Source organism: Microbulbifer sp. MLAF003 (assembly GCF_030012965.1).
GTDB lineage: Bacteria > Pseudomonadota > Gammaproteobacteria > Pseudomonadales > Cellvibrionaceae > Microbulbifer > Microbulbifer variabilis.
The window spans coordinates 3,418,832-3,437,264 of sequence record NZ_CP120232.1 but is presented as its reverse complement, the minus strand read 5'-3'; the positions used below and the strand labels follow the sequence as shown (position 1 = coordinate 3,437,264).

Sequence of the window (18,433 nt, the reverse complement as noted above, 5' to 3'; positions counted from 1 at the left end):
GCGCCGGCTTGTTGAGGCGGGCAGGTGGCAGAGAATACAGACCAAGTGAGCTGGTGATAGCCAGGAGTAGCTCAGGGAATACACAGTGACAGAACAAAACAGAATTGACCGCCGCTTTTCCAGATTGCGCGGCGAGGGTCGTAAAGCCCTGGTAACTTATATTGTCGCCGGTGATGGTGGCCTGGAGAATACGGTACCGCTAATGCACCAGTTGGTAGCCAGCGGTGCCGACATGATTGAATTGGGGGTGCCTTTTTCAGATCCTATGGCTGAGGGTCCGGTAATCCAGAAGGGACATGAGCGCGCGTTGGCCAGTGGTGCCTCCCTGCGCAAGTGCCTGGCCACGGTGCGTGAATTCCGTCAGGTCGATGAGGAAACGCCAGTAATCCTGATGGGCTATGCCAACCCGATCCAGCGTATGGGGGAGCGGGAGTTTGCCGATGCAGCGCTTGATGCCGGTGTTGATGGGGCGCTTACAGTGGATCTGCCTGCGGAAGAGGCAGGTCCACTCAATAGCTTGTTGGCAGAGCGCAACTTGCGCAATATCTTCCTGCTGACCCCCACCACTACTGAGGAGCGTATTCGCGAGATTACCGGCCTGGCGAGTGGCTTTGTTTACTATGTATCCCTGAAGGGGGTAACAGGTGCAGGCCATCTGGATCTGGATTCAGTGCGCGACAACCTCGAGCATATCCGTCGCTTCACCGACCTGCCACTATGTGTAGGCTTCGGTATTAAAGACGGGGCCTCGGCACGCTCAGTAAGTGCCCACGGAGATGGCGCTGTAGTGGGGAGTGTCCTGGTGACGGCGGTGAATGAGGCGGCAGATCTGGTGGCAGCAAAGGAGAGGGTTGGCGCAATTGTCAGTGAGATGCGCGAGGCTCTCGACCGCTAATCTAGCTTGGTGTCCCGTTACAGGGCTGGCCAGAAAGCCAAAAATAGCGGCTGATCTGGCCGGGTTTGTAATTCTGCTTAGTGTTTTAATTCGTAGCCTGAAACTCACTGGTCGGTAAAATGAGCCGGCCTATTGAAAGTATCCGGATTTGGAAACGAGATGAGCTGGTTAGAAAAAATAGTTCCCGCGGTGATTCGCACCGAGCGCCGCGCAGGTAGCAGCAAGGTTCCGGAAGGCGTCTGGAAGAAGTGCGTCAAGTGCGACGCCATGCTTTACCGCCCGGAGCTGGAGCGCAACCTGGATGTGTGCCCTAAGTGCGACCACCATATTAGGATTGGTGCACGTCGACGGCTGGATATTTTTCTGGATGAAGAGGGGCGTGAAGAGCTGGCCACCGATGTATTACCGGTCGATCGCCTCAAGTTCAAGGATGTAAAAAAATATAAAGACCGCTTGCTGCAGGCGCAAAAATCCACCGGTGAAAAAGATGCCCTTATTGCCATGCAAGGCACTTTGAGGGGTGAGCCCCTGGTGGCGGTGGCATTTGAGTTTGCTTTCCACGGCGGTTCCATGGGTTATGTTGTGGGTGAGCGCTTCACCCGTGCAGCCCAGCGCGCCCTGGAACAGCGCATCCCCCTGGTGTGTTTCTCCGCTACTGGAGGAGCTCGTATGCAGGAAGCTTTGATCTCCTTGATGCAGATGGCCAAGACCTCGGCAGTGCTGGAAAAAATGAAGATGGCCGGGGTGCCCTATATCTCGATCATGACTGACCCCGTTTACGGTGGCGTATCGGCTTCCCTGGCCTTGCTTGGCGATATCAATGCGGCTGAACCCGGTGCCCGTGCTGGTTTTGCCGGCCCCAATATTATCGAGCAGACCATTCGCCAAAAACTACCCAAAGGTTTCCAACGCAGTGAATTCCTGCTGGAGCACGGGGCGATTGATATGATCATCCCGCGCAGGGATATGCGCTCCACAGTATCGCGCCTGCTGGGCAAACTGAGCGGTAACTGATATTCCATCCCCCGTATCGGCAGCCGGTTACAATACAATCTGGCTGCCCAATTCCTACCAGTGATTTATCCAACTATGTCTTCATTGCAAGATTGGCTCTCCCGCCTTGAGCAGTTGCACCCAACTGAAATTGAGCTTGGCCTGGAACGGGTTTCCAGTGTGGCCGCTACCCTCGGTGCGCAAAAGCCGGCACCTACGGTAATTACGGTGGCAGGCACCAATGGAAAGGGCTCCTGCGTGGCGACAATGGAAGCCCTTCTGTGTGCTGCCGGCCATTCCGTTGGTGCCTATAGTTCCCCACATTTGCTGCGTTTTAATGAGCGGGTGCGGATCAATGGTGTCGAGGTATCTGATCTGGAATTGGTCCGCGCTTTTGAGGCGGTGGAGACTGCTCGCGGTGAAATAAGCCTGACTTATTTTGAGTTCTCGACCCTTGCGGCGCTCTGGCTGTACCAGCGCGCTGGGGTTGAGTTTGCACTATTGGAGGTCGGCCTTGGGGGGCGCCTGGATGCGGTTAACCTGGTGGATGCGGATTTGGCAATTATCACCAGCGTGGCCATTGATCATGAGGATTGGTTGGGAAGCGATAGGGAAGTGATCGGCCGGGAGAAAGCGGGTGTCCTGAGACCGGGAGCCCCGTTTGTCTGTGCAGATAAGAATCCTCCGCAATCCGTGTTGTCTGCGGCAGAAAAACAGGCAAATTCGAGCTATTTTATTGGACGGGATTTCTCTGTTACTCAAAGTGAAGGTGAAGAGAAATACCAGTTTGGCGAACTGCAGCTGACAATACCGCCGATCAGTCTGCCGCGCCCGAGTATTGCTGCAGCAATAACTGCACTGGTGCTACTGGGTGTTCTGCCGGAGGAGGGTGTAGAGAGCGCCCTGGCAAAAATAACCTTGCCGGGCCGATGCCAGCAGCTGTTATGGCACAATCGCAATCTGTTACTGGATGTCGGGCATAACCCCGCTGCGGCTGAGCATTTGGCCCGCTGGTTGGATGCGAACCCAGTATCGGGAGAGACCCACGCCCTGGTAGCGGTTATGGCGGATAAGGATCTCATTGGGCTGTTTGCCCCCCTGAGCAACCAGGTGAACCACTGGCACCCAGCGCTTTTGCCCGGAAATGATCGTGCTGCGGGAGCGGATGCACTGCTCAGTGGCCTTGCTGGTGCGGGTGTTGAAGTAACTAAAGTGGATGCCCGCTGTCCAAATGTCGCCGATGGTTTACAGCAGCTGTTAGCGACCACCGGTCCACAGGACAGGTTGCTTGTATTTGGATCCTTCTTTACTGTGGCGGAAGTTCTGCAGCAGATGCGAGATGAGGATAATGGAGAATTGCGAGGATAAGTCTCCCCTTAGGGGACGGCTGAACGATGGCTTCAAGCAGCGTATCGTCGGTGCGCTGGTATTGGCTGCGCTCGCTGTCATTTTCCTGCCCAGTCTGCTGGACCGGGAGTCGTCAGGCTACATCAGTGAGGTGAGCCAGATTCCAGCGGAACCGGATATACGGCCTATTGAGATTGCCAAGCCTGAGCCTGTTGCCAATGTGGCACCAGCCCCGGTGCCCGGAGAGGCTTTCCAGCCGGAAGTACCTGAGCAGTTTTCCAATCCCAAGGCGGCAACTGCGACCGAAGAGACTACGGCGGCGGTCGGTGGGGTACCCGACGATAATACTGTGCCTGATATCCCCGTCCGCTCAGCCCCACAAAAAGGGTCTTCCGCCTTAGTGGATACTCAGGGTCTGCCTGTGGCTTGGGTAGTGCAAGTGGCCTCTTATCGTGATGCCTCCCGTGCGGATCAGCTGCGTATGCGTCTTATGGATGAGGGGTATCGCGCTTATACTCGGGCGGTTGAAACTGATAAGGGGCGTTATGTGAGGGTCTTTGTGGGACCTAACGTGGAAAAAGCGGAAGCCCAGGCTCTGAAATCGAAGCTGGACGCCCTGCTGGAAGCCCAAACCTTGGTACTGCGCTTCAAAGCGTAACAGCAATTGCTATTTGTAATCCCTTTTTAATGGCCCGGTGGACGTTGTTGCCACCGGTGACCCTTGACTTCCAATGCACTTTTATTCGGCAGAAATTCACAGCTGGACCGTCAATCTTCCACGGATACTTGTTCTCTGGGTATTAAATTCCAATCGGTTGGCCTACGGCTTCACGCGCCTAGCCCCTTAAGTTAGAATGCGCGCTCTTCGCGGCAGCAGCCGCCACGCAGGTAGGGTTGAATGAATTGGGCTGACTGGACCATCCTGGCTATTGTGGGTATTTCCACACTCTTCGGCCTTAGCCGGGGTTTTGTGCGTGAGACCCTGTCACTGCTCACCTGGATCGCTGCCTTTATTGTCGCAATGATGTTTCGCGACCAGCTTGCGCCTCTGCTTTCAAATCTCGTCGATACTCCTTCCCTTCAGGTGATTGCCGCTTTTGCCATCCTGTTCTTTGGCACTCTCCTGGCCGGGGCTGTCCTGAATATGATGCTTTCCGCTTTTGTTGAGGCCACCGGTTTATCCGGCACTGACCGTGTGCTGGGTATGGTGTTTGGCTTGGTGCGGGGAGCAATTGTGGTGATGGCACTTTTGATTCTGGCTCCGGCACTGGTGCCGGTGGAGCAGGACAGCTGGTGGAGTGAGTCGGTATTGATTCCCCATTTCCTCGAGTTTGAGGACAGTGCGCGGGAGCTGGCCAAGTCCGTGAAGGACTTTTTTGTAGAGTTATTTTAATCGGGCGCTAGCACCGCCTTTTCGATCAATAGGGTCAAATATATGTGTGGTATCGTCGGTATCGTCGGTAAGAGTGATGTCAATCTACAGCTCTATGATGGACTCACTCTATTGCAACACAGGGGGCAGGATGCCGCAGGCATCGTAACCTGTGACGATGATCGCCTGAACCAGCAAAGGGCCAATGGCCTGGTGCGCGATGTATTCCGTGCGCGCCATATGGAACGCCTGAAAGGTAATTTTGGTATTGGCCATGTGCGCTACCCTACTGCGGGAGGCTCCGGCCCCGCCCTGGCGCAACCGTTCTATGTGAACTCCCCTTACGGCATTGCCATGGCTCACAATGGCAACCTCACCAATGTACGCAAGGTAATGGACGAAATCTTCCAGCAGGACCTGCGTCATATCAACACTGATTCCGACTCGGAAGTATTGTTGAATGTGTTTGCCCATGAGCTGCACAAGCAGCACAAGTTGCAGCCCAAGGCAGAAGACATCTTTACCGCTATGCGTGCAGTACACAAACGTGTGCGTGGCGCTTATGCCTGTGTGGCCTTGATTGTTGGCTACGGTATCGTCGCTTTCCGCGATCCAAATGGAATTCGCCCACTGGTTTACGGCAAACGCGAGACCGAGAAGGGCACCGAATATATGGTGGCTTCTGAGTCTGTGGCCCTGGATGTACTGGGTTATACCCTGGTGCGGGATGTGGCTCCTGGTGAGGCACTGTATATTGAGCTGGATGGTACCGTGCATTCCGAGCAGTGTGCGGAAAACCCGTCCCTGACCCCCTGTATTTTCGAGCATGTGTATTTCGCCCGCCCGGATTCCATTATGGACGGCGTATCTGTGCACAAAGCGCGTCTGCGTCAGGGTGAGCACCTGGCAGATAAAATTCTGCGCCTGCGTCCGGATCACGATATCGACGTGGTGATTCCAATTCCCGATTCCGCCCGTACTGCCGGCCAGACTGTGGCGCACCGATTGGGGGTTAAATTCCGCGAGGGTATGGTAAAAAACCGCTATATCGGCCGTACCTTTATTATGCCGGGACAGAAGCAGCGCAAGAAGTCTGTGCGCCAGAAGCTGAACGCGATTGAGCTGGAATTCCGCGGCAAAAATGTACTGCTGGTGGATGACTCCATTGTACGCGGTACCACCTGTAAACAGATTATCCAGATGGCCCGTGATGCCGGTGCTGCGAAAGTGTATTTCGCCAGTGCAGCGCCTGCGGTGAAATATCCGAATGTGTACGGTATTGATATGCCATCAGCCAATGAATTGGTGGCCCACGATCGCACCACTGAGGAGATCTGCCAGGAGATCGGTGCAGATTGGTTGGTTTACCAGGATCTGGAAGACCTGGTAGTGAGTTCCAGTGGCGGCAAGCAGAAAATTGAGCAGTTCGATTGCTCTGTATTCGATGGAAACTATGTAACTGGCGATGTGGATGAGGAGTACCTCAATAACCAGCATGTGGCACGTAATGACGATGCCAAGCGCAAGAAGGCCAATACCAGCGCCTTGTAATTGACCTGGACCAGCGTCCTCTTCACGGCAGAAGAGGGCGCCATGCACGGCCGTTTCGGTTAAGATGACCGCTTCCAAAAATACTGACCAGGAAGCGGTATATGTTTGAAGACGACGGTTACGCTCTGGAAACCCTGGCCGTGCGTGCCGGGCAGGTCCGTTCGCCGGAAGGCGAGCACTCTGAGGCCCTCTATCTTACCTCCAGTTACGTTTTCCCCTCCGCTGCGGAAGCCGCCGCACGTTTTGCCGGCGAGAGTTCCGGTAACGTTTATTCCCGCTATACCAACCCCACTGTGCGTATGTTTGAAGAGCGTATTGCCGCGCTAGAGGGCGGTGAGGCAGCTGTGGCGACTTCCAGTGGTATGGCCGCGATCCTCAGTATTTGCATGGCTTTGCTGCAAAGTGGTGATCGGGTAATTTGTTCCCGCAGCGTATTTGGTACTACTACCGCACTGTTTGGGCGCTATATGGAAAAGTTCGGTGTGCGCGTAAGCTACGTGGATCTCACTGATATGGATGCCTGGAAGCAGGCGGTGGACGGCTCTACCAAGCTGTTATTCATGGAGACTCCTTCCAACCCCCTGTGCGAGGTGGCAGATATTCGCGCCCTGGCGGAAGTGGCACATAGTGCCGGTGCTCTGCTGGTGGTGGATAACTGTTTCTGTACCCCGGCACTACAGCGTCCGTTGTCGCTGGGCGCTGATATCGTTGTGCACTCCGCGACAAAATTCCTTGATGGCCAGGGGCGTGCCCTTGGCGGCGTCGCAGTTGGGCGCAAGGAAATTATGGATGAGTTGGTGGTATTTTTGCGCACAGCTGGCCCCAGCATGAGCCCTTTCAATGCCTGGGTATTCCTTAAGGGCTTGGAGACGCTGAAGCTGAGGATGCAGGCCCACTGTACTAATGCACTCGATTTGGCCTGGTGGTTGGATGAGCAGGAGATGGTGGAGAGAGTCAACTACACCGGTTTGCCAAAGCACCCCCAGCACCGGTTGGCTCGGGAGCAACAGGATGCCTTCGGCGCCGTGCTGAGTTTCACTGTGCGCGGTGGCAGGGAACAGGCTTGGAAGGTGATCGACAGTTGCAAAATCCTGTCTTGTACAGCCAATCTCGGTGATGCCAAGAGCACGATCGTGCATCCGGCCACCACCACCCACGGACGCCTGAGCGATGAAGACAAGGCCCGTGCGGGTATCACCGAAAACCTGATTCGCATTTCTGTGGGGCTTGAAAATGTGGAAGATCTCAAGCGCGACCTAATGCGGGGCTTGTCCCAGCTGTAGGTTGCACTTTTTGGCAGTGCCCCTTTCTACCTATGATTAATACGGGGTAGCCAGCTTATTTGCAGCAAAAAGCTGCCGGTGAGTGCTACCCATGTTGAGGTTGAGGCCGTGTCCGAGGCCTGAAAAAAACAGAGCAGTAATGGATTTGCCGTGCAAAAAATAGTTTCCGCCATAGTTTCCGATATCGGCAGTGTTCTGCTGGGTAAAGAGCGTCAGGTAAAGTTGGCTTTGGCCTGCCTTTTGTCAAAAGGGCACCTGTTGATTGAGGATTTACCCGGCATGGGTAAGACCACCCTGGCCCACGCCTTGGCTCAGGTGTTGGGGCTTTCCTACAAGCGGGTGCAATTCACCAGTGATATGTTGCCGGCGGATATACTTGGCGTTTCCATTTTTGACAGGGAATCGGGTCAGTTCCATTTTCACGAGGGCCCGGTTTTTAGCCAGGTTCTTTTGGCAGATGAGATCAACCGTTCTTCGCCAAAAACCCAGAGTGCGCTGCTTGAGGCGATGGAAGAGTGCCAAGTCAGTGTGGATGGCGAGACCAGGTTATTGCCACAACCATTTTTTGTAATTGCTACCCAGAATCCACTGCAACAGTCTGGCACTTTCGCTTTACCGGAATCCCAGCTGGACCGCTTCCTGATGCGCATCAGTCTTGGTTATCCGACCAGAGAGGCCGAGCGAGCCCTGTATTTGGGCACCGATCCGCGCCAACAGCTTGCTAAATTAAAGCCGCGTATCGATCTCGCAACCCTGAGAAAGATGCAGAGCCTAGTGGGCCAGGTAAAAACTTCCGACAGTTTATTGGATTACCTTGAACGGCTTGTACTGCATACACGACAGAGCCCGGATTGCGCGGTCGGTTTGTCGCCCCGTGGTGCACTGGCGTTGTTGCGAGCGGCTAAGGCCTGGGCGCTTCTTCACAATCGCGGCCATGTGTTACCTGAGGATATCCAAGCCGTATTGCCCTCTGTGGCGGGGCACCGATTGCAGGGCGAGGGTGGCAATGGCGATCAGTTGGTGGAGCGACTGGTACGCCAAGTGGATATTATCGCGGCTTGAATGAATGAGTGTTTTACGCAGCCCGGCTCGTTTTCTTACAGACCCCTTGCGTGGCGCCATGCAGCGCTGGCTCAGTCGCCGTGCGCCGCGCTCCCGCAGTATCACCCTCAATCACAGTCGTCTTTTTATCTTGCCCACCCGTGCGGGGCTAGGGTTTCTTCTGGTGATTATGCTGCTGTGGTTACTGGGTACTAATTACGAAAATAACCTGGTATTTGCCCTGACTTTCCTGCTTGTCAGTGTATTTGTAGTTTTGCCAGTGCATACCTTCGCCAACTTGACTGGCTTGCGCCTGCAGTTGCTTGGCACAAGCCCGGCTTTTGCTGGCGACTTTGCTGAAGCGCAAATCAATATAAGCCGTGAGGATAAGCGCGAAAGGGAGTGGATACGACTGTGCTGGCCTCCCGAAGAAGGTGCTTACTTGGATCTTTGTGCGCAGGCTAGCGAGGATATTCGCATTTCCATGCCTGTGGTGGAGCGCGGCCGTGTACAGGCCCCGCGTCTGCGAATTGAAAGCCGCTTCCCCCTCGGTTTATTTCGCTGTTGGAGTCGTATCGACCTAGATGTGGAGTTCCTGGTATACCCCCGACCGATATCTGCTGGTCCTCTTCCTTTTGGGGGCGTACAAACAGAGGGAGATTTCGGCGAGGTGCGCCATGGGGGTGATGATTTCAGTGCCCTTAAAGCTTATCAGCCCGGCGATTCCCTGCGGCACGTGGCCTGGAAACAATATGCCGCGGGGCGTGATCTTTACAGCAAGGATTATGAGTGCCGCACTGATGTGCGCCTCTGGCTCGATTGGGCACTGCTCGATGGGCGCGATGTGGAAACCCGTTTGAGCAACTTGTGTTACTGGTGCCTGCAAGCAGAGAAACAAGGCATTGCTTATGGGCTGCGCTTGCCCGGTGTCGCTATCGAGCCTTCCCTGGGGCCGAGCCACCAGCGGGAAGTGCTGCAGGCTCTGGCCCTGTTTCCGAAGTGGGGTAGTTAATGGCCACCACCCAGGATTTGCTGCCCCGCGAGAGCTTACTGTGGATCTTCGCTGCACAGTTTGTTGCTCTTTTACCCCAGTTTACCCAGCTGCCGCTTTGGGTGCCCTTTGCTTGGGCCTTCGCTGTCTATTGGCGCCTAGAAGTTTTTCGAGGTCGTCGAGACCTGCCTGGCCGTACTCTGAAGCTTCTGGTGATTTTTCTGATAATAGCCGGGTTGGCTATGTCCTACCGGCGCTGGTTTGCGCTGGAGCCGATGGTTGCACTGCTGACCGTGTCATTCACCCTGAAAAACCTGGAGCTGGTGAGCCGCCGTGACGCCTTTGTCAGCCTGTTATTGGCTTATTTCGTCGCCGCCACTCTTTTTGTGCGAGAGCAGACTATTCCCTACGCTCTTTACGGTTTGCTCAGTGTTGTTGTGATCACTGCAGCCCTAGCTGCTCAAATGGGTAGCTTTAGTGCTCGCCCGCGTCGGGCCCTGGGGCTTTCCCTGCGACTGCTGGCCCAGGCTACGCCGCTAATGCTGCTGCTGTTTGTGGTGATGCCGCGTCTGGGGCCCTTGTGGTCAGTACCCCAGGACACATCTGCCGGGCGCACTGGGGTCAGCGATTCCATGGCTCCGGGCGACTTTACCCGCCTATCGAAATCCGATAAGCCGGCACTGCGGATCTCATTCGATGGACCCATACCGCCGCCAGAGCAGCGCTATTGGCGCGGTTTGGTGTATTCCGAGTTTGATGGGCGCACCTGGCGTCAGGGCTTTGGTGTCGATCCGCGCAATGGTGGGCGCGTTTACTGGAGGAGTGGTGAGCGGCCGCTGCCTCAGGTGGGGCCACGTTACCGTTATCAAGTGATTCAGGAGGCAAGCCGGACCCCGTGGTTGTTTGCCCTGGCGCGCCCGGTTTCCGATAGCACCGAAGTGGGGGAGACCGAGGATGACCGGCTGGTTAAACGGACTCCTGTTTACAGTCGCTTTGCCTATGAAGTGCGCTCCTGGCCGAGGGATACCGATAGTGTGCAGGCCCCTCTTAGCACCGCCGAACGCCGTCGCAATTTGCAGTTGCCTGTAGAGGGTAACGAGCGCACCCGTAAGTGGGTGGAGAACTTGCGTCGCAGGGGTTGGGTGCAGAGGAAATTTCCACGCAGCTGTTAGCTCGTTACAACCGCGAATTTACTTATACATTGAGGCCCCCGGCTCTGGGTGTTGATAGTGTTGATGAATTCCTGTTTGGCAGTAAACAGGGCTTTTGTGAGCATTTTGCTGGCAGTTATGTGTTCGCAATGCGCGCTGCAGGTGTACCTGCACGGGTTGTCGCCGGTTATCAGGGTGGTGAGTGGGTAAGGGGTGAGCAATATCTGTTGGTTCGAGAGTACGATGCCCATGCGTGGGCGGAGATCTGGCTGGATGGGCGTGGCTGGCAGCGGGTGGACCCCACTGCGGCAGTAGCGCCTGAGCGGGTGCGCGATGGACTGGAGAGTGCAGCTGGAGAGGAGTTTATGCAGGACTCGCTGCTGCCCCTGCACCGTATTGATGTACTGGTAAAACTTCGACTGCAATGGGACATGATCAACTACCGTTGGTACCAGACGGTAGTGAGCTTCGATAGTGAAAGGCAGCGCGATACTTTGCAGCGTTTGCTGGGTGATGTGTCGCCACTGCGAATGGCGCTGTTGTTTGCTTTACCAACTGTACTGGCATTGCTGGGCGTATTGGCGTGGATCTGGTACAGCGGTCGCAGACGCAAGTTGCCACCGGCGGAGCGGCTATACCGCAAGTTTTGTCGTCGCATGGCGCGCGCAGGGGTAAAACGCGATGCCGGAGAGACGCCGCAGGATTATGCGGAGCGTATCGCCGCGCAAAAGCCGCGTTTGGCAACCCTGGCACAACGGGTTACCGATGCTTTTGAGCGAGCGGCTTATGCCGGTGAGAGTGCGGCTTTGAGTGAGCTGCGTCAGCTGCTGCGTTGGCGATTAGCGTCAGCTGTCAGTCCTGCCCACAAGCGGGAACTGGTGGGGAGCTGAAACTTGACTAACCTCTCACGCAAAATGCCGGCCCGGTTGCAGAAGTTTCTACTGGGTTACAGCGGAACATCGCTGGCAACTGGGTTGCAGGTCATTTTACTGCCTTGGATAGCACTGACTATTGTGGATTTGCCAGCACTGCAGTTGGGCTGGGTGCAAGCGTCGGTATTGCTTCCCAACCTGATATTCCTGTTGTTTGGTGGCGCCCTGGCTGACCGACGCGATCCGGCACTGGTGGCCACACTGGCCTGCCTGGGGCTTGCCCTGTGCCACGGTGGGCTGTTGCTCTACTACTCGTTAAACGTGGTCACACTGCCAGTATTGATGATCTATGGCGTTTGCCTGGGTATTTGCAGCGCGTTCCTGCAGCCTTCACGGGATAACTTGGTACAGCGTAGCGCGCGCAATGAGCAGGGCAGGGCATCAGAAAGCCGCGTTCAGAAAACCGTTACCTGGATGATGTTGGCCCAATATGGTGGACAGGCGGCAGGTATGTTGCTGGCGAGCCGATTTGATCAGTGGGGTTTACAGCCCTTATTAGTTGTTCAGGTAGGGGTGCTATTACTGGCAGCACTCTCCCTGCTGTCCCTGCGCGACGGTGAAACCCGCGTGACGGAGATAGAGAAGCGCCCTCACACTCTGATTCTTGATGGCCTCTCCCAGGCTTGGCGGCATCCGGTCTTACGCGAGTTGACTGCGCTGATGGCGTTCAATGGCTTCGTGCATATCGGTGTATTTCTGGTGGTATTGCCACTGCTGGCGGAGGGGTATGGCCGCGGTGCCGGATACTACGCGACCCTGCAACTGGCTTTTGTAGCGGGAACGGTGATCGCCACTGTAACCATGTTGCGCCGGGGACAGGGGCCTGAACCGGGGCGGGGGATTCTTATGTGCCTGCTCTATAGTGCGGCTCTGTTGATCGCCATTAGCCTTGGCCCCACCCAGCTGGGGCTGATCTTGCTTTGCCTGTGCTGGGGAGCAGTTGCGGCCGCCTCTGCCGGTTTGGGGCGCAGTATTGTGCAACTGTTGGCTCCGGCGGAGTACCGCAGCCGGATTATCTCAATTTACCAGTTTGCTCTATTTGGCTCGGCTGCCCTGGGTGCTCTGGCGGCGGGAGTTCTGAGCGAATATGCGGCCCCGTTCTCGACGCTCATGTGGGCCGGTATCTTAAGCCTTGTCGCCTTTGGAATGGTGGCATTGAGTGGTGCTTTACGCCAGTTAAGGGTCAGTGACCCGGAAGTTTAATGCATCGCCTGGCGCTGCCTTTGGGGCGCGATTTGGTCACCATATAGTTGGCATAATCAGCAAGTGTAGATTTTGAGGGTGGGAGGTGAAATTTGGGTCCTGCCAAAACAGTCAACTGGTCTGAGCAGGTGACGCGAAGCAGTCGTGCCCTGGATCTGCCTGAAGGACTATTTAGCCTTGATAACCCTAAGGCTATTGCCTGTTCACTAAAGGCCGCTGCCGAGTCCAGTAAGCGGCGCAAGGCTGATCCCTATCGCTCCGCAATGTCGATGCTGACGTTCTTTATCAATCGTGCAGGGCATCGCCTGCCGGCCAAAAGGCGGCGTATTCTGGAGGCGGCTAAAGATGAATTGCGCGATCTGTATGGGCGTCCGCGCCGGCATTGAACCGGCGGCGGAGAATGGCATCAGGCTATGAAAGCTTTTAGGGCGCCTGGCAGGGCAGGCAACGCACGTAGAGGGCGCGTGGGTCGCGGTAGCTCTGCAGTTCGGCGATTGGCGCCAGCACCGGCTGTACGCTATTTAACCAGGCGCCTAAGGGCAGGTTGGCCTCAAGGCTTGCGGCGATTTGCGCGTCCACATTATCGCTCAGCGCGCGCAAGAACTTCTCACCGGGGCTCAGTTCACGCTGAATCTCTATTACGTCGTATTCTTCGATTTCAGCAAGCTGCGCGGCGTCGGCGATGGCATCGCTGAGATTGCCGAGATCGTCCACCAGTCCCAGTTTCTTGGCCGCGCGGCCAGTCCATACTTGCCCCTGCGCAATCTTGTGTACCTCTTTGGGGGTGCTGCCACGAGCCTCGGCAACAATACGCAGGAAGCGGGCATAGGTATTATCGACGCCCTGTTGCAGGATGCTGGCGGCTGCCGGTGGCAGGGCGCGATCCAGGCGCATGCTGCCAGCCAGGTCTGAGGTGCCAACTCCATCGGTGTAGACGCCGATGTGCTCGAGAGAATCCTCGAATGTTGGGAAGGCGCCAAATACTCCAATAGAGCCGGTGAGAGTGGCCGGGGAGGCCCAGATACGATCACCACCAGTGGCAATCCAGTAGCCCCCTGACGCGGCCAGGCTCCCCATGGATATAACGACAGGTATATCGGCTTCGCGGGTGGCCAGCAGTTCCTGGCGAATGGCTTCGGAAGCAAAGGCGGAGCCGCCGCCGCTGTCGATGCGCAGAACCAGGGCTTCCACTTTCTTTTCACGAGCCTGGGCGATCAACTTACCGAGGCTCTCGCTGCCAATACGCCCCGCAGGAGCCTGGCCGTCAATAATGGCGCCGCTCGCAGTGATGAGGCCAATCTTGTTGGATTCCTTGATTGGCTTTGCAGTCTCGGAAATTTTACGGCTTCGCAGGTAGGTGAGGGCGTCGATGTATTTGTAATCGCGGTCTTTGTTTTCGTCTTCGCCTATTTCTTGCTTCAGCGCTTTCAGGGCCTCAATACGGCTCGCTAGCTGGTCCACCAGTTTGTTGGCAAGTGCGGCATCAGCCCAGCTACCCTCGTTCTGTTGCAACTTTTCCGGCAGCTCACTGATGAAGATATCGAGACTTTCCGCAGGCAGGTTACGCAGACCTGTTACCTGCTCACTATATTCACTCCAGAGTTCATTCAGCCAGCGCTGGTTATTTTCACGGGAGGCTGGGGACATATCATCCCGGGTATAGGGCTCGATAAAGTCTTTGTAATCCCCCACACGAAATACATGGAAGTTTACCTTGAGTTTTTCCAGTGCACTCTTGTAGTAATTGCGGTAGACACCAAAGCCAGTGAGCATCACTGAACCCATTGGGTTCAGGTAGACCGTGTCGGCATGGCTGGCGAGGAAATACTGGGATTGGGTGTAGTTATCCCCCACTGCGTAGATGGGTTTATCGGCGGCTTTAAATCTCTGTAGTGCGGCACCGATTTCATCTAACTTGCTAAGGCTGCCCCCTACCATATGGTCCAGTTCAAGCACCAGCGAGGAGATTCGCTTATCCTTGGCGGCATTATCGATGGCGTCTACTAGATCTTTGACACGCACTTCTGCCGGGCCCCGGTTGCCGCTGAGGAAAATTGGCAGCGTAGCGGGTTGGGTGAGTTCATCCACAAGGAAGCCACTGGGTGCGACACGCAGAGCCGCACCCTGAGGTACCACCAACTGATCGTCTTTCCCAAAAATAGCAATACCGAGAAACAGCAATATCAGGAGAAATACCAAGTTGGTAAATACTCGTCGCAACCAGGTAATGGCGCCACCGATAGCACCAAAAAAACTACGGACAAATCCTTTTTGCTGGTGTAAATCAGTCAAACCTCAAAACTCCTTAGCGCGTCGGGGACCAGGGTAACCCACGCATTTGTGTCTGGAACCAATGGCGGTACGACCGCCGCGGGGTTACTGCATGCGATGCCAGCGACTGCTCATCATTGCAGAGAAGAATAGGATAAGGCTCAGGGCCGCCATTACGCCATCCTGCCAGCCGCGTGTAGGCATCATTACATCGACAATGCTGGTTGTGATGTAAAGGAGCAGGATAAAGCAGAGCCATAGGTAGCTGCGGTAACGCTGTTTGATTAAGCCCGGCAGCACTAACAGCAGTGGCACGGTCTGTATGGTCCACAACAGGATGGAGCCCCCTCTAAAAACAGGTTTCGCACGGCAATAAGCGCTAGCAGGCCGATATAGCAAAACCAGTTAATTCGCAGCGCAATATGAAGTTTGCGCTTTACCGTATCATTCACGCGCTACCCCCTATTTGGCTGCGGCTTCTAATGTTTGGGACAGTTGGCCGACTCGGGCACCCAATGCCTTGCACAAGGTGATCTCATCATCACTGAGCACGCTACTACGCCCTTTGGCCCAGTGAGATGCACCATAGGGGGTTCCACCGGTTTGGGTACGCATCAGTGCGGCCTCGGAATATGGGATGCCGGTGATCAGCATGCCGTGGTGCAGAAGTGGCAGCATCATGGAAGTTAGGGTGGTCTCCTGGCCGCCATGGAGGCTACCTGTTGCGGTGAATACCCCCGCAGGTTTTCCGGTCAGGCTGCCCTCCAGCCAGATGTCACCAGTCTGGTCGAGGAAATAGCGCAGAGGTGAAGCCATATTGCCGAAGCGGGTAGGGCTGCCCATCAGCAGCCCGGAGCAGTTGCGTAGGTCTTCCAGGGAGCAGTAAGGGGCTCCCTCACTAGGCACTGGTGGTTGGCTGGCTTCTGTATCGGGGGAAACACTGGGCACTGTGCGGAGGCGCGCAGCCACCCCGCTGGATTCAACTCCGCGAGCCAGTTCTTTGGCCATGCGTTCGGTGGCACCGGTGCGGCTGTAGTAGAGAATCAGCACATAGGGTTCTGAATCCGAGGCCATTAAAGCAGCTCCAGCACATTTTCTGGTGGGCGGCCGATAGCGGCTTTGTCACCTTTTACAACAATTGGCCGCTGAATCAGAATTGGGTTCTGTGCCATGGCGTCGATCAGTTGGGCTTCACTCAGGTCGCGATCTTTCAGGTTGAGTTGCTTGTAGGGCTCTTCACCTGTACGTAGCAGGTCCCGTGCACTAATGCCGAGTTTGATAAGGATCTCTTTTAGGTTTTCTGCGCTGGGCGGCGTTTCCAAATAGAGAACCACTTCTGGCTCCACGCCATTTTCCTGCAACAGTTGCAGCGTTTGACGGGATTTTGAGCAGCGGGGGTTGTGGTAAATCGTCCACATTGGGTCGGCATCCTGTTAGTGTTTGGCGTATTCTAACCGAATAACGTTGCGGAGTTCTAAGTGCGGGCTGGCATTGCCTGCTTCTGCTGATAACCGCACATTGCAAGATGGAAAACGGAAACCACCATGAAGGATACGGTGATTCAATGGCGGCGCTTTGCCACTTCGCTGTGGTCGCTGTTTAGTGAAAAAGACTGCCAGAAGAGTGCTGCGGCACTCACCTATATGACCCTGTTTGGCATAGTGCCTTTGGTAACGGTCAGCTACGCGATGCTATCCCTGTTTCCAGATTTTGCCGGTTTGGAGAGCAAGTTTCAGGAACAGGTTTTTTCCCACTTTGTGCCACAAAGTGGTCGAGAGGTGCAGGAATATATCAACAGCTTCTCCGCTCAGGCCCAGCGCCTGACAGGGGTGGGCATCGCCATGTTGATTATTACCGCTGGACTGACCCTGAGAAGTATCGAAGGTACTTTCAACTCCATTTGGGATGTTTCCCGCGGGCGCAGCGGGGTCTCCAGTTTTCTGCTGTATTGGGCCATTCTTAGCCTGGGCCCTATTTTATTGGGTGCCGGCCTCGCCGCCAGTACCTATCTTCTCTCTCAAAAACTGTTTATGGGGGGAGGATGGTTTTGGCATGATGGCGGTGGTATTGAGGGTACTGCCTTTTATTTTCACCAGCATTATTTTTACTCTTCTGTTTATTGCCGTCCCCAACTGTTATGTGCCTCTGCGCCATGGTATTGAAGGTGGTGTAATTACCTCGATCGCCTTCGAAATAATGAAGTACTTGTTTGGGTTAATTGTTGCGCGAAGCTCGGTTCAGGCTATCTATGGGGCCTTTGCATTTGTGCCGTTATTCCTGTTATGGATTTACTTGACCTGGATGCTGGTACTGGCTGGTTGCGTACTGGTGCGCACCTTGTCGGTTTACCAGGCGGCAACCCAGGGGCGGCAGCATTCGGATTTGGTGGCAACCCTGATTGTGCTATGGCAACTTTATAAGGGCGGTCGCCATGGTAAACCTTTGCGTGAGCAAGATATTTCTTTAATGGGGATCAAGTTTGGGCAGTGGCGTCGCCTGCGCAATGTACTTCAGGGGCACCGGGTGATAACCCAGACCGAAAGGAATGATTATGTCCTGTTGCGGGACTTGAATTCCGTTTCGCTAATGGAGCTGGCTGGCTGGCTGAGTCCGCACTGGATACCCAGTAGTATCCCCCGTGATCTGGAGGGTTTCCGCTGGTACGCAGATATAGAGCACCGTTTTGCCAATGCGCGGGATTCCGCCAGGGAGCAGCTCAGTATTACGATCGGCGCCCTGTTTTGGGCGGCCCGGCAGAAAGATGAGGAGTCTTGGGCCAGGCACGGTAGCGCCCCTGCAGATACCATCGAGAATAATAATGAACGTGATAGCAATGGCCGCGAGGGAGAGAAGGATGTTTCAGGTAGTAAATCTAAAAAACGTGAAGGGAGTCCTGGGGCTGGCCTTTCTGTGCTTGGCAAGCGGAATAAGCGGCTGTGATAGTGGGGTTAATTTAAAGAGCAGCAGTGGTGCGCTTATTGAGACTGAGGGCAAAATAGTTCTGGTCAACTACTGGGCGGAATGGTGTGCACCCTGTCGAGAGGAGGTGCCTGTGCTCAACCAGCTGGCGCAGGCCAATAGCAATATAGTTGTGGTGGGAGTTAATTTTGATAATCTGCCAGATTCCGTTGTCAGCGAGCAGGCGCAAAAACTGGGAATAGAATTTCCCTTATTATCTACTGAACCAGAGGGCCGCTGGGGTCAGCCTAGGCCTGACGTTCTGCCTACAACCCTGGTTATCGGTACCGATGGCAGTTGGAAGGAAACCCTGGTGGGTCCGCAGTCTGCTGAGGACTTTAAAGCGGCACTGCAATAATATAAATCGCGGAACCTACAAATAACTGTATAAAAATATAACTAAAGCAACTATAGGGCGTTGGCGTAACGCTGATAGCATGCCGCC

At 55.2% G+C, this 18,433-nt stretch carries 18 protein-coding genes and 1 pseudogene; 15 read left to right on the top strand and 4 right to left on the bottom strand.

Annotated features, from left to right (window positions below; genetic code table 11):
• Positions 1 to 85: 85 nt before the first annotated feature.
• From trpA to P3339_RS16435, 13 genes are all read left to right on the top strand, one after another.
• Positions 86 to 895 (top strand): tryptophan synthase subunit alpha, encoded by an 810-nt coding sequence (gene trpA, locus P3339_RS16495; RefSeq protein WP_020411765.1) that lies wholly within the window; start codon positions 86 to 88, stop codon positions 893 to 895.
• 159 nt (positions 896 to 1,054) lie between these two features.
• On the top strand, positions 1,055 to 1,909 hold the full coding sequence (accD, locus tag P3339_RS16490) for an acetyl-CoA carboxylase, carboxyltransferase subunit beta (RefSeq protein WP_020411766.1): 855 nt from the start codon (positions 1,055 to 1,057) through the stop codon (positions 1,907 to 1,909).
• Positions 1,910 to 1,984: 75 nt separating this feature from the next.
• A complete protein-coding gene (gene folC / locus P3339_RS16485; RefSeq protein WP_282951222.1) occupies positions 1,985 to 3,256 on the top strand; it encodes a bifunctional tetrahydrofolate synthase/dihydrofolate synthase in 1,272 nt (423 codons plus the stop codon).
• On the top strand, positions 3,237 to 3,893 hold the full coding sequence (locus tag P3339_RS16480; RefSeq protein ID WP_282951221.1) for an SPOR domain-containing protein: 657 nt from the start codon (positions 3,237 to 3,239) through the stop codon (positions 3,891 to 3,893). Before folC ends, P3339_RS16480 begins: the two co-directional genes overlap by 20 nt.
• Before the next feature lie 240 nt (positions 3,894 to 4,133).
• Positions 4,134 to 4,628, top strand: a complete 495-nt coding sequence (locus tag P3339_RS16475; RefSeq protein ID WP_282951220.1) for a CvpA family protein — start codon at positions 4,134 to 4,136, stop codon at positions 4,626 to 4,628.
• Positions 4,629 to 4,670: 42 nt separating this feature from the next.
• Positions 4,671 to 6,158 (top strand): amidophosphoribosyltransferase, encoded by a 1,488-nt coding sequence (gene purF, locus P3339_RS16470; protein WP_020411770.1) that lies wholly within the window; start codon positions 4,671 to 4,673, stop codon positions 6,156 to 6,158.
• Between the two features lie 101 nt (positions 6,159 to 6,259).
• The gene (locus P3339_RS16465) at positions 6,260 to 7,441 is read left to right on the top strand and encodes an O-succinylhomoserine sulfhydrylase (RefSeq protein ID WP_020411771.1); all 1,182 of its coding nucleotides are present in this window, start codon (positions 6,260 to 6,262) and stop codon (positions 7,439 to 7,441) included.
• Positions 7,442 to 7,591: 150 nt separating this feature from the next.
• Positions 7,592 to 8,503, top strand: coding sequence for an AAA family ATPase (locus P3339_RS16460; RefSeq protein ID WP_282951219.1), 912 nt, complete (start codon positions 7,592 to 7,594; stop codon positions 8,501 to 8,503).
• 4 nt (positions 8,504 to 8,507) lie between these two features.
• Complete coding sequence (locus tag P3339_RS16455) at positions 8,508 to 9,494, top strand: DUF58 domain-containing protein (RefSeq protein ID WP_282951218.1); 987 nt, start codon at positions 8,508 to 8,510, stop codon at positions 9,492 to 9,494.
• A complete protein-coding gene (locus tag P3339_RS16450) occupies positions 9,494 to 10,645 on the top strand; it encodes a TgpA N-terminal domain-containing protein (protein WP_282951217.1) in 1,152 nt (383 codons plus the stop codon). The genes P3339_RS16455 and P3339_RS16450 overlap by 1 nt, the downstream gene beginning before the upstream one ends.
• On the top strand, positions 10,585 to 11,514 hold the full coding sequence (locus tag P3339_RS16445) for a DUF4129 domain-containing transglutaminase family protein (RefSeq protein ID WP_282951216.1): 930 nt from the start codon (positions 10,585 to 10,587) through the stop codon (positions 11,512 to 11,514). The genes P3339_RS16450 and P3339_RS16445 overlap by 61 nt, the downstream gene beginning before the upstream one ends.
• A gap of 3 nt (positions 11,515 to 11,517) precedes the next feature.
• The gene (locus P3339_RS16440) at positions 11,518 to 12,759 is read left to right on the top strand and encodes an MFS transporter (protein WP_245556651.1); all 1,242 of its coding nucleotides are present in this window, start codon (positions 11,518 to 11,520) and stop codon (positions 12,757 to 12,759) included.
• Between the two features lie 92 nt (positions 12,760 to 12,851).
• Positions 12,852 to 13,145: a DUF3175 domain-containing protein gene (locus tag P3339_RS16435; protein WP_020411777.1), complete on the top strand. Its 294-nt coding sequence runs from the start codon at positions 12,852 to 12,854 to the stop codon at positions 13,143 to 13,145.
• Positions 13,146 to 13,182: 37 nt separating this feature from the next.
• Here the strand turns inward: P3339_RS16435 and sppA are convergent, their stop codons facing one another.
• From sppA to arsC, 4 genes are all read right to left on the bottom strand, one after another.
• Positions 13,183 to 15,051, bottom strand: coding sequence for a signal peptide peptidase SppA (sppA, locus tag P3339_RS16430; protein WP_020411778.1), 1,869 nt, complete (start codon positions 15,049 to 15,051; stop codon positions 13,183 to 13,185).
• Between the two features lie 84 nt (positions 15,052 to 15,135).
• Positions 15,136 to 15,363, bottom strand: a complete 228-nt coding sequence (locus tag P3339_RS16425; RefSeq protein ID WP_282951215.1) for a DUF2069 domain-containing protein — start codon at positions 15,361 to 15,363, stop codon at positions 15,136 to 15,138.
• A 129-nt stretch (positions 15,364 to 15,492) separates the two neighbouring features.
• Positions 15,493 to 16,104, bottom strand: coding sequence for an NAD(P)H:quinone oxidoreductase (gene wrbA, locus P3339_RS16420; RefSeq protein ID WP_020411780.1), 612 nt, complete (start codon positions 16,102 to 16,104; stop codon positions 15,493 to 15,495).
• Complete coding sequence (gene arsC, locus P3339_RS16415) at positions 16,104 to 16,448, bottom strand: arsenate reductase (glutaredoxin) (protein WP_020411781.1); 345 nt, start codon at positions 16,446 to 16,448, stop codon at positions 16,104 to 16,106. The genes wrbA and arsC overlap by 1 nt, the downstream gene beginning before the upstream one ends.
• A gap of 126 nt (positions 16,449 to 16,574) precedes the next feature.
• Between arsC and P3339_RS23580 the strand changes: the two are divergent.
• Both P3339_RS23580 and P3339_RS16400 read left to right on the top strand, forming a co-directional pair.
• Positions 16,575 to 17,970 (top strand): annotated as a pseudogene (locus tag P3339_RS23580) (YihY family inner membrane protein).
• On the top strand, positions 17,885 to 18,346 hold the full coding sequence (locus P3339_RS16400; protein ID WP_026304913.1) for a TlpA family protein disulfide reductase: 462 nt from the start codon (positions 17,885 to 17,887) through the stop codon (positions 18,344 to 18,346). Before P3339_RS23580 ends, P3339_RS16400 begins: the two are co-directional and overlap by 86 nt.
• Positions 18,347 to 18,433: the final 87 nt, after the last annotated feature.

Excerpts from the sequence above, each read along its gene's own strand:
- accD (WP_020411766.1), top strand. The coding sequence starts at position 1,055 with ATGAGCTGGTTAGAAAAAATAGTTCCCGCGGTGATTCGCACCGAGCGC.
- folC (WP_282951222.1), top strand. The coding sequence starts at position 1,985 with ATGTCTTCATTGCAAGATTGGCTCTCCCGCCTTGAGCAGTTGCACCCA.
- P3339_RS16480 (WP_282951221.1), top strand. The coding sequence starts at position 3,237 with ATGGAGAATTGCGAGGATAAGTCTCCCCTTAGGGGACGGCTGAACGAT.
- P3339_RS16475 (WP_282951220.1), top strand. The coding sequence starts at position 4,134 with ATGAATTGGGCTGACTGGACCATCCTGGCTATTGTGGGTATTTCCACA.
- purF (WP_020411770.1), top strand. The coding sequence starts at position 4,671 with ATGTGTGGTATCGTCGGTATCGTCGGTAAGAGTGATGTCAATCTACAG.
- P3339_RS16465 (WP_020411771.1), top strand. The coding sequence starts at position 6,260 with ATGTTTGAAGACGACGGTTACGCTCTGGAAACCCTGGCCGTGCGTGCC.
- P3339_RS16455 (WP_282951218.1), top strand. The coding sequence starts at position 8,508 with ATGAGTGTTTTACGCAGCCCGGCTCGTTTTCTTACAGACCCCTTGCGT.
- P3339_RS16450 (WP_282951217.1), top strand. The coding sequence starts at position 9,494 with ATGGCCACCACCCAGGATTTGCTGCCCCGCGAGAGCTTACTGTGGATC.
- wrbA (WP_020411780.1), bottom strand. The coding sequence starts at position 16,104 with ATGGCCTCGGATTCAGAACCCTATGTGCTGATTCTCTACTACAGCCGC.
- arsC (WP_020411781.1), bottom strand. The coding sequence starts at position 16,448 with ATGTGGACGATTTACCACAACCCCCGCTGCTCAAAATCCCGTCAAACG.
- P3339_RS16400 (WP_026304913.1), top strand. The coding sequence starts at position 17,885 with ATGTTTCAGGTAGTAAATCTAAAAAACGTGAAGGGAGTCCTGGGGCTG.